Below are 20,200 nucleotides of genomic sequence, written 5' to 3'. Positions count from 1 at the left end.
GGCGTTCACACACGATGTGGAGTTTTCGTCAACGCAGGGCTAAGCATGGCGCTTTGGCTTTTGTTCTCAAATCTTAAACTCATTCACAATATTGCGTAATTCATCGGCTTGTTTTGCTAATTCAGTAGTAGATGCCGTAATTTCTTGCATAGAGGCTGAACCTTGTGCTGCAGCAGAGGCAGATTTTTCTGTATTCATCGCTGTATTTTCCGCAATATTATTCACCTCGACAAATGATACAGCGACTTTACTGCTGGTATCTAAAGTAATCGATATATTATCGACCATCGAAGTGATTATTTTATTTGTTGTCATCGTGTGATTCAAAATATCTTGCAAAACTTTATTTGTTTCGTTGGTCACTTCTACACCACGAATAACCGTATGTACACCCTGATGATTTTGAGAAATGATGGACTCTACTTCGCCGTGTATGGACGATATGATTTCCTTTACTTCGTTTGCTGCATTTTGGGATTGGTCTGCAAGCTTTCTTACTTCATTGGCCACAACCGCAAATCCTTTACCATGTTCTCCCGCCCTAGCTGCCTCGATTGCGGCATTTAATGATAGTAAATTGGTTTGTTCTGCAATTGCCGTAATTGTACTTATAATAGATGTAATATCTCTTGACTTTTTACCTAGCGCTTCCACGGTGGTAGAGGTATTGGCCATTATTTCTTCTATTGAAAGCATTACTTCTGAAGATTGCTTAACAGAGTCGCTACCTAACTTTGCCGCATGACCCATCTCTTCTGCTGAATGCTTTACTCGGTTTGCCTCGGAATCCAGGTCATGCATCAATTGTTCAAGCTCTTGCATTTTTAAGATGGAAGCATGTGTACGAGATTGTGTATCGTCACTATCTGCAGCAATTTCTTGTGAATTGCTGGCAATGTCAATAATGGTTTTTGAATTTTCCTCAGCTAGAGCCATTAATTCTTGAGAGCTCGCTGAAACGTTTTCGGCAAGATTAGATACTTTTTTCACTAGGTTTGAAATGGAATCGATCAAAAAGTTTGTTGAATGAGCAATATGAGCAAATTCATCCTTCGTCTTAATTTCTACCCTGCGAGTCAAATCTCCGCCCGCTTTGGCAATCTCTAAAATTGAGCGATTGATTTTATATGTATTTTGTCGAATGCTTTTAAAGAGTAGATAACCAAAAGAAATCGTCAAAATTACTGCTAAAGCCGTCAGCAGACTGAAAGTGGTGCGAGTAAATTTTGTAAATGCTTGTAACTCGGTAATCTTTTCCATATTTTTTGTTTCCAATAATGCAATTAATTGTTCTGTATAGTCATTAATATAAGATTTAAGTTTGTCGGCATCATATTGAGCCATTACTTTTTGGGCAGTTATGAAACCATAGTCTCGTCTTGTCTCGATCACTTCAGAAGAATATTTGTCATAGACAACATAATAGTGGTCTATAAATGTAAGCATCTCTTTTTCTTCTGGTCGGTTCTCAAAAATCATTTGCAGTTCCTTCATGTGTTCATCAATTGAATCTTTCATGTTATTATAATCGTCCAAAATATCATCTTGTGCGTGGATAATATAAGCTTGTTCGAAGTTGGACAATTGTGAAATATCACTTGCAAGCTTATTAATCTGAATTTGTTCCTTAAGGTTTTCATCAGCAAAATTCGATAAACTATCTTGAAGATTCGTAATATTAATATAAGATAAAGTTTGCATTCCTATGATTATAGCAAGTAAAATGCTGAATAGAAGTACTACTCTTCCACGAATTAAATGATAAAACCTAGCTTTTCCTTTTTTCATCAAAATCACCAACTTTTTCTAATTATTCGTATTTTAAAATTTTACATTATTTTCAGAAAATTTACTAGATAAAAAAGTAGAAAGTCCTAAGTTTAAAATTATAACTTAGGATGAAAGTAAGGAGCGTTCCAATGATTGAAAGTTTTTATTTATTTATTCTGTCCTATAGAGGTGGAGATTCCAATGATTCCAAGTCCCTTTTTGCAGAGGGTGCTTTTCAAGATCATAGTTTTCCTAAAGCAAGTACCTCCTTTGAAGAGTTGTCTAGTTATATAGAGACACTAGCGGACGAGCATATGACAACTCATGTGTTTGATGAATTATGGGAGCTATATCAAACGAAATACCAATAAGCAAAGTAATTTTTTAAATTTCCACTCAAGCAAATTGTGTAATAGAAGGTAAATCATTGCACAAAGCATAAAAAGCAAGTATATTTTAAGATGAGATAATTTTGGAAAGAGGGATTGCTAATGAGTATCCATATTAATGCTAAACAAGGTGACATCGCAGAAACAATTTTATTACCTGGAGATCCATTACGTGCAAAATATATTGCTGAAACGTTTTTAGAAGATGTAACTTGCTACAATGAAGTTCGTAATATGTTTGGATATACTGGTACATATAAAGGAAAACGCGTCTCTGTACAAGGTACAGGAATGGGTGTACCGTCAATTTCGATTTATGCAACAGAGTTAATGCAAGAATATGGAGTACAAAAATTAATCCGTGTCGGAACTTGTGGAGCAATCCAAAAAGATGTGAAAGTTCGTGACGTCATTATTGCACAATCTGCTTCGACAGATTCAAAAATGAACGAGATTATTTTCAATGGGCTTGATTTTGCTCCTACAGCTGACTTTGATTTATTGCTGAAGGCTTATAACGCTGGGGTTGAAGCTGGCTTAAATTTAAAAGTAGGAAATATCTTTACTGCCGATATGTTCTACTCAGAAGAAAATCAAAATGAAAAATTAGCTCGCTACGGTGTTCTGGCTGTTGAAATGGAATCTGCTGCTCTTTATACACTAGCTGCTAAATTTGGACGTAAAGCGCTTTCTGTACTAACGGTTTCTGACCATATTATTACAGGAGAGGCTACTTCTTCTGAAGAACGACAAACTACATTCAACGATATGATCGTCGTAGCATTAGAGGCTGCAATTCAAGAGTAATGTATTTCAAGCGCTTTGCATATTTCTTTTGGTAAGGCTGTCTATAAATTGACAGTCTTTCTTTACGTAAATTCGAGAGGGATGTTAAACTGTATCCAGCAAGTTTGCCTTCGATTTATGGGGGAATTAAAGCAGAATCTTTTACGTTTGTGTAAAAATGAGAGTGGTGAATTAGATGGACGATCAAAACCAACAAGGATTTGAGAAAACCGAACAAAATGGACAGCAAGAAGAACAATTAAAACCAGCCAAAAAATTTATACGCATTAAGCCATTTGCCTTCATCATGCTGATGTTCTTAACGATTTTATTAACAGCAGGTCTAACAATTCTTGCATTGACTTTCGGAGAGCAGAAAGTAGTAGAGGTATCTGTTCCTGAAGAAAGAGAGGAATTTACCGAGCTATACGATGCCTACGATGAACTAAAAAGCAAGTATTACGTCGAGATTGATGAAGAGGCAGTTATTACGGGTGCGATTAATGGAATGTTCGACGCATTAGAAGACCCATATTCAGATTATATGGATGTGGTTCAAGCTGAACAATTTAATACAGATCTTTCCTCAAGTTTCCAAGGTATTGGTGCAGAAATTCAAGAACGCAATGGAAATATTGTCGTTGTGTCACCAATCAAAAACTCGCCTGCAGAAAAAGCAGGGATTCTGCCAGAAGATATGATTCTTACGGTAGATGGGGAAAGTATCCAGGGGATGAGTGCATCCGAGGCGGTGTTATTAATCCGAGGTGAAAAGGGAACTCCAGTTAAGTTAACAATCCAACGAGGAGAATCTGAAGAGTTAATCGAAATTACGATTATTCGTGACGATATTCCGATAGAAACTGTGTACGGTGAAATGGGAGAGGACAAAATTGCCCATATTCAAATTACATCTTTTAGTGAACAAACTTATGGTGAGTTAGTGAAATTCTTAGAAGAATTTGATGCCGATGGAATGAAGAGCATTATTTTAGACGTTCGTCAAAACCCAGGAGGCTTTTTAACCTCTGCAATTGATATTGCTAACCTTTTCCTTGATGAAGGGAAACCTATTGTTCAATTGCAAGGTCGTGAAGGGGATGCAGAAGTAATGCTGGCTGAAGGCGGCAAGAAGTATGAACAACCAGTTGTGGTGTTAATCGATAATGGCAGCGCTTCTGCTTCAGAAATCTTGGCTGGTGCTTTAAGTGAGTCAGCAGGTGCCAAGCTTGTTGGTTTAGATTCATTCGGTAAAGGAACAGTTCAAACAGTAAGCTATTTACAAGACGGTGCAAATCTAAAATATACAACGGGCAAATGGCTAACGCCAAACGGGAACTGGATTAACGAAAAAGGAATTAAACCAGATGAAGTGGTTGAATATCCAGAATACGCAACAGCTACTTATATTAATCCGGAGACTGAATTTGCTATTGGTAATGTTTCACCTTCAGTTGGTTCTGCAGAACAGATTTTAAGCGCACTAGGATATGAAGTTGGAACAATTGATGAAACTTTCGATCAATCAACTAAAACAGCAGTAGAACAATTCCAGGCTGATCAACAATTGGATAAAAACGGAGTGCTTGTTGGCGAAACGACTTTTGCATTAATGGATGCGATTAGAGAGAAAATCAACAACGAGGATCCACATATTTTAAAAGCGAAAGAATTATTAACAGCTACGAACGAATAGTTGTATGAATAGGTTTTACGTAAGAGGGCTGCTTTTGTTCAATTTTTGAGCAATTGTCAGCTCTTCCTTTTTGTCATAAGAAAGACTTTGCTCGAATGACATAACAAATTTATGAAGGAAGTGTTCAAATGAAGGATGTATATTTATTCAGCGGTTTTTTAGGCAGTGGAAAAACATCAATGCTTACTAATGTTCTTAAGCAATTCAAAGAAAAAGGCTTAAAACCTGCCGTTATTATGAATGAACTGGGGAAGCTGCCATTTGATTCACAAGCTGTAGATGAAGAAATTCCTTTAAAAGAGATGCTTGAAGGGTGTATTTGTTGTTCAGGTGCAGAAAAAACAGAAGCTCAAATTCAATCCCTGTTGGCAGATAACGAATTTGATGTTCTGATAATCGAAACAACCGGTGCTGCACACCCAGTGGAAGCGTTGGATGCAGTTTATTCGCCTTTGTTTGCTGAGTCCCTGAATATTAAGGGGATTGTAACCGTCGCGGATAGTAAGCTTTGGCTCAATCGTGCAGCGCTAACCCCTCAAGTTAGAAGTTTATTTATAGAACAAATTCGTCATGCCCATCTTCTGCTAGCTAATAAAATGGATCTGCTTACAGAAGCTGAGCAGGCAAAAGTAGTTTTTGAAATGCAAGGTGTAAACACAAATGCATTTATCTTACAAACGACTAATGGAAAGGTGCCATTAAACTTGCTTGAAAATTTACAGGCAACTGCACAAGCTTCGAAGGAAGAGGTTCAATCTGCCAAAATCGGTTCCAATCTGCATTTAAGCTCCAGATTAGTAGAGCTTAAACAAAGTTTTTCACAAGAAGAATTTGAAGAATGGGTCCGTTCACTCCCATCGACGGTTTATCGAATTAAAGGCTATGTACCGATTAAAGGTATAAGAACTCCTTTTGTTTTCCAATATGCATACGGATTAGTACAATGGTTTCCTGAATATATCAACATGCCACCCAAGATCGTAATGATTGGTGAGAACATTCAACAAATTGATGTGATTGGGGATAAGTAAATGTAATGTATCTGTCATATAAGTTAAGGTTTTGCATTTTATAGTAATCTCGAAAATTTGTCAATAGCTTTTCAGTTGTAAGTATTACTTTTGCAGGAAATACGTTCCTGTCTAATATGTTGTTAACCTTTAATTTTACGGGATGTGAAGTTTGAGTTGGTAGTGTAACCAAGATATGGTTCCTTTTTTTCAATTATTCTAGTATATGATTAATTGCGAGAGGAGGAATACAAAATGAAAAAATGGTTTATCACATTTTGTGCACTTGGTTTAATCTCAACACAAGCTCAGGCAGCAGATGCTGCATCTAATCAGGAGGAAGCTCAAGATAACTTCGTAAAATATGAAGTGAAAGATGGTAATAAGAATCTGTATGAAAACCTTTTAGCAGATTTTAAGAATGACTTTACTTACACAAATATTCATAGTTTGAAAGAATTATCTAATAAACATCAAATCTCAAAAGTGAACTTAGAAAAACTAATTACAGAACAATTAAATGAATATAACAGCAAGTATTCAGAAGGAACAGCAGCACCTACAGCACCTTCAGAAGATGAACCTACTATTGATGAGGTGGAAACTCCAGAAACGGCAGTTCCAGAATCACCAGAACCTAGTATGGAACAAGAAGAAGTTGAAGTACCACAGGCTCCTGCAACAGTAGCTCCGACAACACCTTCAGTTCCAACTGAAGAAAAGGTAGATACAACAAAACCTGCGGCACCGGTAGCAGAAGAGGATTCTGTTTCAGCCTTTGAAACGAAAGTTGTGAAATTAACGAATGCAGAGCGTGCTAAACAGGGTCTTGCACCCTTGAAGACTTACGCGCCTTTAATGAAGGTTGCTCATGCAAAATCCCAAGATATGGCGTCAAATAATTATTTCTCACATACAAGTCCTACTTACGGTAGTCCATTTGACCAGATAAAAGCAGCGGGTATTACGTACCGTGCTGCAGGTGAAAATATCGCACAAGGTCAAAGAACGCCTGAAGAAGTTGTACAAGCTTGGATGAATTCGGAAGGTCACCGTGCCAATATTTTAAACGGCAGCTACACTCATATTGGGGTAGGCTATGTTGAGGACGGTAACTATTGGACTCAACAATTTATCCAAATGTAATTAATATTTCCCCCGTAGTACCGAGCAAAGGGTAAACTCTTGCTCGGTTTTTTGTCTGGCTAAAAATTTTGATTCCATTGATAGTTGAAGAAATTCAGGCCCGATAATTGGTTGATAAAAAGTTTTCTTGCTAGATTGGATAAAAGTTAGTTCTTGCTAGATTGAATAAATTAGTATTAAGAATTACTGACGTTACTGAAAATCATGTTGTCAATGAACTGTAATGAATATAGGCATTTATCGTCCAGCTAAATGTTGTCGTAGCCCCGAAAAGTGAAAAGGGGAGCACACCGGTCAGCGTGAGGTGATATCGCTTCCCCGAAAAGTGAAAAGGAGAGCACATCGGTCAGCGAGAGGAGATATCGATTCCTTGAAAAGCAAAAAGTAGGGTTTACGGGTCAGCGAGAAGAGATATCGATTCCTTGAAAAGCAAAAAGTAGGGTTTACGGGTCAGCGAGAAGAGATGTGTTGCCCGAAAACTAAAAGGGAGGGCACATCGGACAGCGAGAAGAGTCGTCGCCTCCTCGAAAAGTGAAAAGGAGAGCAGATCGGTCAGCGAGAAGAGTGATTGTTGCCCCGAAAAGTGAAAAGGAGAGCAGATTGGTCCGCGAGAAGAGTCGTCGCTTCCTCGAAAAGTGAAAAGGAGAGCAGATCGGTCCGCGAGAAGAGTCATCGTTGCCCCGAAAAGTGAAAATTAGAGCATACCAGTCCTCGAGAGGAATCGTAGGTGCCTCAAAAAGTGAAAAGGAGAGCATACCGGTCAACGAGAAGAGTTGTCGCTTCCCGGAAAAATTACAAAATGAGATTATCTGTTGACAAGAAGCCGTCTCATTGTCTGCAAATTTACCAAACAGCAATACGCCGTTTAAATTTATCTTGCTTCCCACTGCACTTTACTATTTTTTGTTTTATTCCACTATAAGGATGGTTCGTACTATGAAATATGATACAATATTGACTAAAATGGAAGGATTATTGATAAATTACTGAATGATTTTTCATTATATTCTTTTGTAATCATATAAATTTAAGTGAAATACAATTTAGCTGTATTTAGATAGGAGATTGTCTTGTGAAACAAAAATCAATTATTTTAACGGGTGGCGGAACTGCAGGGCATGTTTCATTGAACCAGGCCATTATTCCATCTTTATTAATGGAAGGGTATAAAGTTTACTATATTGGTTCAAATGATGGAATTGAAAAAGAATTAATCACTCAAAGCTTCCCTGAAATACCTTATCATAGTATCGCAAGCGGGAAATTGCGCCGTTATTTTTCAATGAAAAACTTTACCGATCCTTTTAAAGTGTTAGCAGGAGTTGGTCAGGCGTTTTCTGTTATACGAAAAGTGAAACCAGCAATGATTTTTTCAAAGGGTGGCTTTGTTTCAGTACCTGTGGTAGTAGCAGCTAAGTTAGCTAAAATTCCAGTAGTCATACACGAGTCGGATGTAAGCCCAGGTCTTGCAAATAAAATTGCACTACCTTTTGCATCCCATGTGTTCACTATTTTCCAAGATACATTGAAGTATTTACCGAGTGAGAAAGCAACATGTACGGGTTCAATCGTTCGGGAGCAATTGTTTAAAGGAAATGCAGCAAGAGGCAAAAAGCTTTGCGGTTTTACGGACGACAAGAAAGTTCTGCTTGTCATGGGTGGCAGTTTAGGCTCTGTTGTACTAAATGACTCCTTAAGAAGTAATTTACCTGAACTGCTTGCAGCTTATAATGTAATTCACCTTTGTGGAAAAGGGAATGTAGATTCTACTTTAGAGAGTTTAAAAGGATATAAGCAATTTGATTACGTAACAAATGAGCTGCCGGATTTACTGTATGCTGCTGATTTAGTCGTGTCTCGAGCAGGCTCGAATTCTATTTTTGAATTTTTAGCTCTGAAGAAGCCAATGCTCCTTATACCTCTATCTGCTTCCAAAAGCCGCGGAGATCAAATCTTGAACGCCAATATCTTTGAACGTCAAGGCTTTGCCCATGTATTGGAAGAAGAGATGCTTTCTAAGAGTACGTTTATGAAGGCAATTAATACTCTATCGAATAGAAGTAACGAGTATGTAGATGCGATGAAAAAAGCTGAAAGTCCAAAAACTCCGGCTGAAATGGTACGTTTAATTCTTCAACATGAGAAACAACTTTAAGAGAAATAGTATCTTTCATAAGCGGGATGAAGAGCATTTTGTGGTGAGTTCGGTGAATATTGTCTTTCATAGGCAGGATGAAGAACCTTTTAGGGACGATTCAAATGAAAACACTCTTTCATAAGCGGGATGAAGAACCTTTTAGGAACGATTCCAATAAAAAATGTCCTTCATAAGCAGGATGAAGAACCTTTTAGGAACGATTCCAATGAAAAATGTCTTTCATAGTCAGGATGAAGAACCTTTTACGAACGATTCCAATGAAAAATGTCCTTCATAAGCAGGATGAAGAACCTTTTAGGAACGATTTCGATGAAAAATGTCTTTCATAAGCAGGATGAAGAACCTTTTAGGGACGATTTCAATGAAAAACGTCTTTCATAAGCAGGATGAAGAACCATTTAGGGACGATTCAAATGAAAGCACTCTTTCATAAGCGGGATGAAGAACCTTTCAGGAACGATTCCAATAAAAAATGTCTTTCATAGTCAGGATGAAGAACCTTTTAGAGATGATACCGATGGAAAATGACTTTCATAAGCAAGATGAAGTATACCTCAAGATAATCCCGATGAAAAATGTCTCTCATAATTAGAATGGCGTACATTTTCGTGATGGGTCATGTGAAAAAGCCTTCATATTACAAAGACAAAAAAGCTGCCCAGAAATAATTTCCAGGCAGCTTTATAATTGGAAAAAAATATATAGATAAAAAACAAGGCTTACATTGCTTGTTCTTCTTCGTTTGATTGGTCGTTTGCTGATACAATATAGAATAAGTCTCTTGGAATTTTATATAAATCAAATTTAGTTTCACCAGTATTGATCTCTTCGTAGAGTGCGGGGTTACATTCTGTAGCATCCATTACATAAGGTAATTTAAGTGCTGCGCGTTTTGATTTTTCATTTTCTTTTCGAATGCGTAAAAATACTGTATGAATGTCTTTTTCGAAAAAGAGTTCTTTAAGAAATTCATATTTTGCAGCTTGATTATAACCTTTACCTTGAAAAGGTACACCTATCCATGTTCCAAGGAAGCCAGCTCCATCTTGAATATCATATAAAGTGATAGTTCCAATTGGTTGACCCCAGTCATCGGTTATCGTTCTTGAGATAGTCTTTCCTAGTTGTTCTTCTTCTAATAATTGTTTCGTTATAAATAGATACTCTTCTTGTGAGTTTGCTTTATGACGAACATAAGGGAAAACTGTTGGGTGAATCATTAATTGGAATAACTCATTTGTTTCTGAAAGGTCTCTATACTTTAACAAATGAAACGCCTCCTTTTTAGGATAGTTGCAAATCTGAAAATTACTTTGTTACAAGGCAACATTTGAAATAATATACCTAAAGGAACTAGACGTCAAACAAATATTTGTGAAGATTTGTAGTTTCTCAAAATTAGTGACAAAAATACTATTTTAATAAATGTTTTCTATAAACATCATATTATAAAAATACGTTTTTATACAACAATTTTCTTCTAAAAATACAATTTTTTCTCTTTAAAAATTGTGAACAAATTATAAAAAAATTATTAAATTTATTAAGTTGATTCGCGATTAATTTACAATTATGATAGAAGAAAAGATAAATAGGGAGCGACCAATGTGAAAAGAACATTTTTAAAAGTACATGGTTCCGGCAATACATTTTACTTATATAATACTGATAATGAAAATGAATTCAATTGGGCAGAGTTGACGAAGTGGCTTTGTCAAAAAAATAACCATAATGGTGCAGATGGTTTACTACTAGTTTTACCTTCGATATCGGCAGATGCAAAAATGCGAGTAATCAATGCCGACGGTTCTGAAGCTTCAATGTGTGGTAATGGTCTCCGATGCGTGGCAAGGTTTGTGTGTGACAATCTTGGAAAAGAAGAAGCAATCGTTGAAACAATGAAAGCAAATTTACTTGTACGAAAAGAATCACCATTATTTGAAGAAATTCCGACATATGCTGTTGAAATTTCTCCAGTCCACTTTTCTTTAACTAGTCTACCAATGGAGTATAAAGAACAAACTGAAATTCGTCATCAAGTGATTCCGGAATTCTCACAAACCATTCCTTTCACAGCTGTTTCGGTTCCTAACCCGCATTTAATCGGAATTGTGGAACGCGAGGATATTGCAAATAACTTTCATCAGCAGAATTTAGCTCACAATTTAAATAGTGAAAACGAATATTGTAAGGATGGCGTAAACGTAAGTTATGTGTATCCAATGAAAAATGACACTATTTTTGTTCGTACATTTGAACGGGGTGTTGGATTTACCAATGCTTGCGGGACAGCGATGACCGCTTCGGCACTTGTTTCGAAGCTAAATGGAATTGTCGAGGATGATGTAATTACTGTATTCAATCCTGGAGGTTTTGTGAAATGTGAAGTGAAAATTCTTGGAGATGAATATAAATTAACACTAATCGGGAACGCAACAGTTACTGCTTCTTATATTCTTGATACTACGGACAATCAATATAAATTTGTGAGTTTTGATGAAACAGAAGAACAAAAACAATACGAAAAATGTCTTGAACTTGTTAAGAAGGAGACCGCTTCTTTTGCTTCTTAATGATGTAAAGGAGGTGTGGTCAATGTCTTTACAAAGCTTTTCAAAGATTCAATTTGATTTGCTCTTTGAGAATAGCAGGGATTTTGTTTATTTTATGGAAAAAGACGGAGACGACTATCGTTATATCCATTTAAATAAATCATCAATAGATTTGCTTTCAGAAAAGGTAATTGGTAAAACGATTGCTGAGGTAATGAAAAATCCCGATTGTGAAACAATTACTAGTAATTATCACAAAGCGGTAGAAAATATGGAACAAGTGAGTTATCAGGATTATATCTATGTCCTTTCTGAGGTAAAAAAATATGAAACGACAGTCATTCCTATTTTCGATGAAAATCGTACGTACATTTTAGCGCTAACGAAAGAAATAGCTTTTGATCGCGATTTAGAAAATAAGTACCTATTCATGCGTTCTATATTCTTTAACACGTTCTTATCGACAGTATTGGTTTCGAAAGAGGGGAGACTTCTGGAAGCCAATCCTCAATTTTTAGAAGATTTTAATTTGAATATTGATGAGGTTCGATTAGCAGATATTTTTGAGTTGCCTCTCATCGGGAATGGTAACCAACTAAAACACTATTTAGATGAGGCATACAAAGGAAATGGGTTAACCTCTAAACTTTTGACATTCATAAATAAAGATGAAAAACAAAGAAGTTTTACTGCAACTTTTTCGCCATTATTACAAGATGAGAACGTTATAGCAGTTTTCATTATTTTACAAGATGTGACGCAGCTGATTCTGCAAGAGAAAGAATTGCGTACGACCTCTGTAGGACTCTCTAATTTCCAATCTGCCATCAATAGTGTTGCAGAAATTACAATCATGGACCATAATTGCGAGGTATTAGAGGTTAATGATCGTTTTGTACAGCAAATGGGCTTTTCACGGGAAGAACTAATCGGTAATTCATTAGAATTGATTGACTCACGTACGCATTCCAAGGAATTTTTCGATAATATTTTTGCTAAAGTTCAAAAGGGAGAAATTTGGCGAGGGGAAATTTGTAATCGCACTAAATATGGTGCTCCTTATTGGGCTGACACAACAATTATCCCGTTTTTTGACGAAGACGGAAAGATTAAACAATATATTAACGTATATTATGATATCTCTGAAAAGAAAAGAATGATGACTGAACTACAAAATATTGAACATATGTTCAGACTGATCACGGAAAATACTAATGACATGATCGTTGTGACAAATGAAGATGGCATTATTTTATATGTATCTACTGCTTATACGAATAAACTTGGCTTTAAGAAAGAGGAATTGCTCGGTCAATTCTATACAAGTGTTTTAACTTCTGAAAGTAAAGAAAAATGGAACCATGAATTGATTGGCATGGGGAATCGTAATAATTCGAAAATTGACCTCATCCATGAATCGAAAAATGGAGAGAAATTTTGGACTGAATGTAATTATACAGTGGTGAATGATTATTTACGTAAACGCGGGAGTCAGATCATTATGGTTGCTCGTGAAATCAACGAAAGAAAAGAAAAAGAAAATCAACTTTCTTTTCTAGCTTTCCATGATTCGCTTACTCAATTACCAAACCGCCGATATCTACATAATGAGTTTCCGCGTATAGTAGAGGTTTCAGATATAAGTTCGGAATCTTTAGCTGTTCTTTATGTTGATGGCGATGATTTTAAAAATGTAAATGATCAATTTGGCCACGATGTTGGAGACGAATTTATTGTTCAGTTTGGAAAAGCGTTAATGAGAAGTGTTCGTGCAAATGATTTAGTTGTTCGGATGGGTGGAGATGAATTCACCATTATCTTAACGGGACTCAATCGAGATAAAATAAAGCGAAAACAACAAGTGAAACAAATTATTGAAAGAATCAACGACAATTTACAGCAGGGCTGGTCGATTTCAAAACAATTATTTGCACCGACAGCCTCTATTGGCATTGCATTTTATCCAGACCATGGAGTAAGCCTTGAAAAATTATTATCCAATTCTGATAAAGCCCTATATAACGTAAAAATGACATCAAAAAACAATTATTATATTTATAATCCTGAACTGTTATAGTTTGTTAATGCCTCTTTTTAAGATAAACTTAAAAAGAGGCATTTTATATATTTGTTTAGAAGGTGATTAAATGCAGAAAAAGATATTACTGGTAGAAGATGAGAAAAATATCGCCCGTTTTATTGAACTGGAATTGAAACACGAACAATTTGAAGTGATTGTATCACACGATGGTAGGGAAGGATTAAATAAAGCGTTAGAACATACATTTGATTGTCTATTGCTTGATGTTATGCTCCCTGGTTTAAACGGCATTGAAATTTGCCGTAGAATTCGCGCGCAATCAGATGTTCCTATCCTGCTCATTACTGCTCGGGATGCTGTAATGGATCGAGTAGCGGGTTTGGATGCAGGGGCAGATGATTATATTGTAAAGCCTTTTGCAATTGAAGAATTGCTAGCAAGAATTCGTTCAGTGCTTAGAAGGATTGGTACAAATACAGAGGAAGTTGAGAATGATTTAATCAAAGTACGGGATATCATTATTAATCCAAAATCTTACGAGGTAATCTTTGAAAATAAAAAACTTGAATTAACGAAAACGGAGTATGATTTATTAAAACTATTATGTGAAAATAAAAATCGCGTCTGTGAAAGAGAGTTAATCCTGCAAACTGTTTGGGGATATTCTACAGAAGTAGAAACAAATGTAGTAGACGTGTATATTCGACACCTGCGTGCTAAGTTAAAAACTGAACTTGAGCCTTATATTGAAACAGTACGTGGAGTAGGTTATGTGGTGAGGGAATGAAAAAAATAAAAGAACTCCTCCCAAAAAACCAATCCTTAAAAAAGAAATGGACAATTTCAACTGCAATTGTCATTTTTATAAGTTATGCAGTTATATGTAGTGTTATTTATATTGCGCTTTATTCCTGGCTAATCCAGAATGAAGAGAATAATGCCATTAGAACTGCGGATGATTTAACTTCGTTTTTTAGCTCACAGGACAACTCTATTTCGATTCAAGATTTTCAAAGAAATACAGGATTATCAAAAGCAATAGTAAATCAAAATCAGACGGTTCGAATCTTCAACTTTGATGGCTATGAGGTGTTGCAGATTAATAATGTCAATTCAGCATTGCCGCTAGATATAACTTTCGAGCAGATGGATGATTTGATAGTGTCCAAAAAGCAAGTTGATCGCGAGGAAGTATTTGTCGTGAATAAGGTTGTTTCGATTGGAAATTTCACAGGCATATTGCAGTTAATTCACCCTTTATCAACTTTTCATTCGATGATGGAATATATTATCACAACTATGTTAATTGCTGGATTTGGAGCAATCCTAATGGCTGGGTTTATGGGCTATTATTTAGCAAATGTTTTAATTAGGCCATTACAAGATCTAAGGGATTCTATGTTATCGATTCAAAAAAAAGGGTTTGAAGATAAGATAAACTTTACCTATGATGCGGATGATGAAATTGGGGATTTGCTTAAACTTTACGTATCCATGATGGAAGACCTGGAAAATTCCTTTGCCAAACAACAACAATTTGTGTCGGATGCTTCTCATGAATTACGAACACCTATTCAAGCAATTGAAGGGCATTTATCATTAATTCAACGATGGGGGAAAAATGACCCTGATGTATTAGAGGAATCTTTAAATACTTCATTAGTAGAAGTGACGCGAATGAAAAAAATGATTGAAGAACTATTAGATTTAGCTAGAAAAGAAGAGCGAGATCTAGAGGCAATGGCTAACGTTAAAAATGTATTAACATCTGTTATGGACGAGCTGCACATTATTTATCCTGAAGCGATGCTTAATATTGTAGAAAATGGTAAAGTCAAGCAACCGAATATTACAGAAAATGCATTGGCCCAAATTTTGCGCAATATTATTGAAAACGGAATTCGGTATAACGAAAAAACACCTATTATTGATATTGATGTTCATTATTTAACTGAAAGCATATTTATAACGATTAAAGATAACGGGATTGGTATTTCGAAAGACAACCTGCCATTTATTTTTGACAGGTTTTACCGAGTGGATGTATCCAGGGAACATAATGGTGGAGGAACAGGTCTTGGATTAAGTATTACCAAGATGCTGGCAGAGAAGTATCAAACCGAAATAGAAGTCGCAAGTGTGTTAGGAAAAGGGACAACTTTTACTTTGAAATTTAATGTTTTTTAGTAGAATTTAATATTCCGTTACTGAAAATAGTTGATTTGTCAAAAAAAAATGCTGATTTCGTGAAAAATAGTTGTATTTTTTGTGAAGAGTAGTAAGATTGAAATGGAAAAAATACGTTCTTCATTTTAATTAATAAGTAATCATAATTAATTCAATAGATAATTTCTATTGTAGAAGAATGGTAAAATATGAAATAATATTTTAGTTATAACAATGGAACTGCCTTAGGGCGAAATTTGGAGGTTATCTCATGTCGAACAATGTATTATTTGCTGGTTCCCCTTGGTCAGCATTCTCTGGTCCTAACTTAGGATATGTGATGGAGCAATATGACTTATACTTACAATCTCCTGAACAAGTCGAACCAGAACTCATTGCACTTTTCCAACAATTTGGATCACCAATCATCTCAAATGAACAAGGTGCAGCTGAAAGTGTAACAAGTCAACCAGGCAATATTAAAAAAATCTTTGCAGCAGTAAAATTAGCTGATGCAATTCGTTCTCACGGACATCTAGCAGCTGATATTTACCCACTAAAAGACCGAAAATTAGATTCTTCACGCATTGAATTAGCTTCCTATGGCTTAACGGAAGCTGATTTAGCAGAAATGCCAGCCTCATTATTCTTTAATAATGTTCCTGGAAGCGTTATCAATGGCAAACAAGCAATCGACTATTTGCGTTCACAATATACAGGCAAAATCGCTTATGAGTACGCACATGTACAAGAAGCAGAACGTCAATGGATTCAAGATAAAATCGAATCTGGAAAGTCAATTTTAAATTTAGATGCTGAAGACAAAAAAGCATTATTAGAAAGATTAACTCGAGTTGAAGATTTCGAGAAATTTATTCATAAAACTTTCGTTGGCCAAAAGCGTTTCTCAATCGAAGGTCTAGATTCTTTAGTTGTACTACTTGATGAAATCGTTAGAAGAGCTGACCTAGAAAAAATGAAGTACTTACAAATCGGTATGGCACACCGTGGCCGTTTAAATGTTTTAACACACGTTGTTAATAAACCATACGATATGATGTTTGCAGACTTTGCACATGTTCCAAATGACTATTTCCTACCAACAGATGGCTCTTTAGAAATCACTAAAGGGTGGACTGGAGACGTGAAGTATCATATGGGTGCTACTCATTCCAAGAAGTCAGGCATGAAAGTAAAATTGGCCTATAACCCTTCACATTTAGAGGTAGTAAGCCCGGTTATTACGGGTTCTACACGTGCTGCACAAGAAGTAACTTCGAACACTGGAGCTCCAAGCCATGATCCAAGTAAAGCTTTAGCTGTTCTTGTACATGGAGACGCTGCTTTTGCAGGAGAAGGTATTGTCCAAGAAGTATTTAACTACGCAAATACAGAAGGATTCTCAACTGGTGGTTCAATCCACATTATTTCGAATAATATGATTGGATTCACCACTGAACATTACGATTCACGTTCTACTCAATATTCGTCCGATGTAGCAAAAGGTTATGAGATTCCTGTAATTCATGTAAATGCAGATGATCCAGAAGCTGTTTTGCAAGTAGCAGGTTTGGCATTCGAATACCGCCAAACTTTCGGCAAAGATATTTTAGTAGACTTAATTGGTTACCGTCGCTTTGGCCATAATGAAACTGATGATCCAACAGTAACGAACCCGTTAACATATCAAATCGTTACGAAACATCCAACCGTACGTGCAATGTATGGAGAAAAGTTAGCAAACGAGGGTATTTTGACTTCGGATCAAGTGAAAAAACTTGATGAAGAGGTTTATGCTGAAATGCAGACTTCTTACGATCATGTAAAAGAAGTAGGTTCAAAAAACGGTCATTTCGAAATCGAAATGCCTGAAGCAGTCAAAAATGAATACCCAGAAGTAAATACAAGCGTATCAAAAGAAGACCTAAAACAAATCAATGATGATTTATTAGCATGGCCAGAAGGATTCGAGCCACAAAACAAACTTGCTAAAATCCTAAATAAACGTGTTGAAGCTCTTGAGACGGATAAAATTGATTGGGGTCACGCCGAAACATTAGCATTCGCTGCTATTTTACGTGATGGAAATCCAATCCGTATTACTGGTCAAGATGCACAACGTGGTACATTCTCTCAACGCCACTTAGTATTGCATGATAAAAATACTGGTGCAGAACTAGTACCATTACACAATGTTTCAGATTCAAAAGCATCATTTGCTGTACACAACTCTCCACTAACAGAAACAGCAATTGTTGGTTTTGAATATGGTTACAATTTAGAAAACGAAAACGCTTTAACAATTTGGGAAGCTCAATTTGGAGACTTTGCTAATATGGCTCAAGTGATGTTTGATAACTTCATTTCGTCATCACGTTCTAAATGGGGTGAAAAATCCGGATTAGTTTTCCTATTGCCAAACGGTATGGAAGGTCAAGGTCCAGAGCACTCTTCAGCACGTATCGAAAGATATCTACAATTATCTGCCGAAAATAACTGGATTGTTGCAAACTGCTCTAACGCAGGTAACTATTTCCATTTATTACGCCGTCAAGCAAAAATGCTGGGAACTGAAGCAATTCGTCCATTAGTGATTCCTTCACCAAAATCATTGCTTCGTCACCCATTGGCTGCTGCTTCTTTAGAACAGCTTTCTGAAGGTGGTTTCCAAGAAGTAATTGAACAACCAGGTTTAGGTGGCAATGCGAAAAAAGTTGAACGCATTATTCTTGCCTCTGGTAAAGTAACAATTGATTTAGCAGACCGTGTTCAAGATGGAAAAGGATATGATCACCTTCATATCGTTCGTGTAGAACAACTTTATCCATTCCCATCGCAGAAATTGGCTGACATCGTAGCGAAGTATCCAAATGCGAAGGAAATTGTTTGGGCACAAGAAGAGCCGAAAAATCAAGGACCTTGGAAATATGCATTAGAATATTTACTAGACCTTGCAGATGGCAAAAAGGTAAAATATGTAGGACGTCCAGAAATGTCTTCAACTTCTGAAGGAGATATGGATTCACATAAAATTGCACAAGCAAAAGTTATTGATGAGGCTCTTGCAAAATAATTAACTATTTTATTTTAATAATGAAATTAGCTGCACTATCATAGTAGTGGCGATACCATGTGTACCTTTCAAGGTAGGTACACATGATATTTAAAGGAGGATATTTAAAGTGGCTGAAATTAAAGTTCCTGAATTAGCAGAATCAATTACAGAAGGTACCATTGCACAGTGGGTTAAAAAAGTTGGAGATCGTGTTGAAAAAGGCGAATTCATCGTAGAATTGGAAACAGATAAAGTAAATGCAGAAATTATCTCAGAAGAAGCTGGAGTTTTAACTCAAATTTTAGCTGAAGAAGGCGACACAGTTCTAGTAGGACAAGTAATTGCTGTAGTTGAAGCTGGAGAAGGAGCTGCACCAGCACCGGCAGCAGCACAAGAAGCTCCAAAAGCTGAAAGCACACCAGCACCGGCACCGGCACCGGCACCAGTACCAGCAGCACCAACACCAGTTGTTGAAGCAACTTCTAATGAGCGCGTTGTTGCATCACCAGCAGCACGTAAATTAGCTCGTGAAAAGGGAATTGACTTAAGTGCAATTTCACCAGTAGATCCACAAGGTCGTGTACGCGTGCAAGACGTAGCAGCACATGGTACTACTCCAGTTGCTCAAGCATCTGCAGCACCGATTACAACATCAAATGGACCAGTTGTATTTGCGCCAGCAGCTCAAACTGACCGTATTACAATTGAAAAAATGTCTCGTCGTCGTCAAACAATTGCAAAACGTTTACTTGAAGTAAAACAGTCAACTGCAATGTTAACTACATTCAACGAAATTGACATGACAAACATTATGGCTTTACGTAAACGCAAACAAGAAGAGTTTGTGAAAGCTAACGACATTAAACTTGGCTTTATGTCATTCTTCACAAAAGCTGTTGTTGCAGCTCTTAAAAAATATCCATATGTAAACGCACAAATCAATGGTGATGAAATTCACTTAAATAATTTCTTTGATATCGGTATTGCGGTATCTACTGAAGAAGGATTAGTAGTACCGGTTGTTCGTGATGCAAATGCTAAAAATTTTGCTGAAATCGAAAAAGATATTGCTGATTTAGCGAAAAAAGCTCGCGACAAAAAATTGGGATTAAACGACATGGCTGGTGGTTCATTCACAATCACTAATGGTGGTGTATTTGGATCATTAATGTCTACACCAATTATGAACGGTACTCAAGCTGGTATTTTAGGAATGCACTCAATTGTTCAACGTCCTATCGCAATCAATGGTGAAGTTGAAATCCGTCCAATGATGTATGTTGCTTTATCATATGATCACCGTATTATTGATGGAAAAGATTCAGTTGGATTCCTAAAAACAGTTAAAGAATTAATCGAAAATCCAGAAGATCTACTTTTAAATTCATAATATAAAAACGACCTAGCGAATATTTTCGCTAGGTTTTTTCA

14 protein-coding genes are annotated in these 20,200 nt (G+C 36.4%); 12 read left to right on the top strand and 2 right to left on the bottom strand.

The genetic code is table 11. The features are described 5' to 3' along the window. Window positions 1–66: 66 nt before the first annotated feature. On the bottom strand, window positions 67–1,788 hold the full coding sequence (locus tag ACFQU5_RS14700; RefSeq protein ID WP_390289143.1) for a methyl-accepting chemotaxis protein: 1,722 nt from the start codon (window positions 1,786–1,788) through the stop codon (window positions 67–69). A gap of 131 nt (window positions 1,789–1,919) precedes the next feature. Here ACFQU5_RS14700 and ACFQU5_RS14695 point away from each other — a divergent pair, with 131 nt between their 5' ends. The 6 genes from ACFQU5_RS14695 to ACFQU5_RS14670 all read left to right on the top strand — a co-directional run bounded on the left by ACFQU5_RS14695 (window position 1,920) and on the right by ACFQU5_RS14670 (window position 8,952). Beyond that, the gene (locus ACFQU5_RS14695) at window positions 1,920–2,141 is read left to right on the top strand and encodes a YozE family protein (protein WP_390289140.1); all 222 of its coding nucleotides are present in this window, start codon (window positions 1,920–1,922) and stop codon (window positions 2,139–2,141) included. Window positions 2,142–2,261: 120 nt separating this feature from the next. After that, window positions 2,262–2,966, top strand: a complete 705-nt coding sequence (gene deoD, locus ACFQU5_RS14690) for a purine-nucleoside phosphorylase (protein ID WP_390289138.1) — start codon at window positions 2,262–2,264, stop codon at window positions 2,964–2,966. Between the two features lie 175 nt (window positions 2,967–3,141). Then, a complete protein-coding gene (locus tag ACFQU5_RS14685; RefSeq protein WP_390289136.1) occupies window positions 3,142–4,641 on the top strand; it encodes a lmo1851 family serine protease in 1,500 nt (499 codons plus the stop codon). Window positions 4,642–4,769: 128 nt separating this feature from the next. Continuing rightward, window positions 4,770–5,672 (top strand): CobW family GTP-binding protein, encoded by a 903-nt coding sequence (locus ACFQU5_RS14680; RefSeq protein ID WP_390289132.1) that lies wholly within the window; start codon window positions 4,770–4,772, stop codon window positions 5,670–5,672. Window positions 5,673–5,906: 234 nt separating this feature from the next. Continuing rightward, a complete protein-coding gene (locus ACFQU5_RS14675; protein ID WP_390289129.1) occupies window positions 5,907–6,797 on the top strand; it encodes a CAP domain-containing protein in 891 nt (296 codons plus the stop codon). Window positions 6,798–7,869: 1,072 nt separating this feature from the next. Beyond that, on the top strand, window positions 7,870–8,952 hold the full coding sequence (locus ACFQU5_RS14670) for an undecaprenyldiphospho-muramoylpentapeptide beta-N-acetylglucosaminyltransferase (RefSeq protein ID WP_390289126.1): 1,083 nt from the start codon (window positions 7,870–7,872) through the stop codon (window positions 8,950–8,952). Window positions 8,953–9,674: 722 nt separating this feature from the next. Here the strand turns inward: ACFQU5_RS14670 and ACFQU5_RS14665 are convergent. Further along, window positions 9,675–10,223 (bottom strand): GNAT family N-acetyltransferase, encoded by a 549-nt coding sequence (locus tag ACFQU5_RS14665; protein WP_390289123.1) that lies wholly within the window; start codon window positions 10,221–10,223, stop codon window positions 9,675–9,677. A 339-nt stretch (window positions 10,224–10,562) separates the two neighbouring features. On the opposite strand from ACFQU5_RS14665, the gene dapF reads away from it, so the two are divergent. From dapF to odhB, 6 genes are all read left to right on the top strand, one after another. Then, entirely contained in the window at window positions 10,563–11,528 is a 966-nt protein-coding gene (gene dapF / locus ACFQU5_RS14660) for a diaminopimelate epimerase (RefSeq protein ID WP_390289120.1), read from the top strand. 22 nt (window positions 11,529–11,550) lie between these two features. Continuing rightward, on the top strand, window positions 11,551–13,584 hold the full coding sequence (locus ACFQU5_RS14655) for a diguanylate cyclase domain-containing protein (protein WP_390289117.1): 2,034 nt from the start codon (window positions 11,551–11,553) through the stop codon (window positions 13,582–13,584). Window positions 13,585–13,654: 70 nt separating this feature from the next. Next, the gene (locus ACFQU5_RS14650; protein ID WP_390289113.1) at window positions 13,655–14,335 is read left to right on the top strand and encodes a response regulator transcription factor; all 681 of its coding nucleotides are present in this window, start codon (window positions 13,655–13,657) and stop codon (window positions 14,333–14,335) included. Then, window positions 14,332–15,735: a sensor histidine kinase gene (locus tag ACFQU5_RS14645; protein WP_390289110.1), complete on the top strand. Its 1,404-nt coding sequence runs from the start codon at window positions 14,332–14,334 to the stop codon at window positions 15,733–15,735. Before ACFQU5_RS14650 ends, ACFQU5_RS14645 begins: the two co-directional genes overlap by 4 nt. Before the next feature lie 250 nt (window positions 15,736–15,985). After that, on the top strand, window positions 15,986–18,787 hold the full coding sequence (locus ACFQU5_RS14640; RefSeq protein WP_390289106.1) for a 2-oxoglutarate dehydrogenase E1 component: 2,802 nt from the start codon (window positions 15,986–15,988) through the stop codon (window positions 18,785–18,787). Between the two features lie 109 nt (window positions 18,788–18,896). Continuing rightward, window positions 18,897–20,159, top strand: coding sequence for a 2-oxoglutarate dehydrogenase complex dihydrolipoyllysine-residue succinyltransferase (gene odhB, locus ACFQU5_RS14635; RefSeq protein ID WP_390289103.1), 1,263 nt, complete (start codon window positions 18,897–18,899; stop codon window positions 20,157–20,159). The last annotated feature ends 41 nt before the right edge of the window (window positions 20,160–20,200 follow it).

Source organism: Ureibacillus sp. GCM10028918, assembly GCF_042666115.1.
Classification (GTDB): Bacteria; Bacillota; Bacilli; order Bacillales_A; family Planococcaceae; genus Ureibacillus.
This window is presented reverse-complemented; position numbering and strand designations above follow the sequence as displayed.

Coding starts and splice junctions, on each gene's coding strand:
- ACFQU5_RS14700 (WP_390289143.1), bottom strand. CDS start 1,788: ATGAAAAAAGGAAAAGCTAGGTTTTATCATTTAATTCGTGGAAGAGTA.
- ACFQU5_RS14695 (WP_390289140.1), top strand. CDS start 1,920: ATGATTGAAAGTTTTTATTTATTTATTCTGTCCTATAGAGGTGGAGAT.
- deoD (WP_390289138.1), top strand. CDS start 2,262: ATGAGTATCCATATTAATGCTAAACAAGGTGACATCGCAGAAACAATT.
- ACFQU5_RS14685 (WP_390289136.1), top strand. CDS start 3,142: ATGGACGATCAAAACCAACAAGGATTTGAGAAAACCGAACAAAATGGA.
- ACFQU5_RS14680 (WP_390289132.1), top strand. CDS start 4,770: ATGAAGGATGTATATTTATTCAGCGGTTTTTTAGGCAGTGGAAAAACA.
- ACFQU5_RS14675 (WP_390289129.1), top strand. CDS start 5,907: ATGAAAAAATGGTTTATCACATTTTGTGCACTTGGTTTAATCTCAACA.
- ACFQU5_RS14655 (WP_390289117.1), top strand. CDS start 11,551: ATGTCTTTACAAAGCTTTTCAAAGATTCAATTTGATTTGCTCTTTGAG.
- ACFQU5_RS14650 (WP_390289113.1), top strand. CDS start 13,655: ATGCAGAAAAAGATATTACTGGTAGAAGATGAGAAAAATATCGCCCGT.
- ACFQU5_RS14645 (WP_390289110.1), top strand. CDS start 14,332: ATGAAAAAAATAAAAGAACTCCTCCCAAAAAACCAATCCTTAAAAAAG.
- ACFQU5_RS14640 (WP_390289106.1), top strand. CDS start 15,986: ATGTCGAACAATGTATTATTTGCTGGTTCCCCTTGGTCAGCATTCTCT.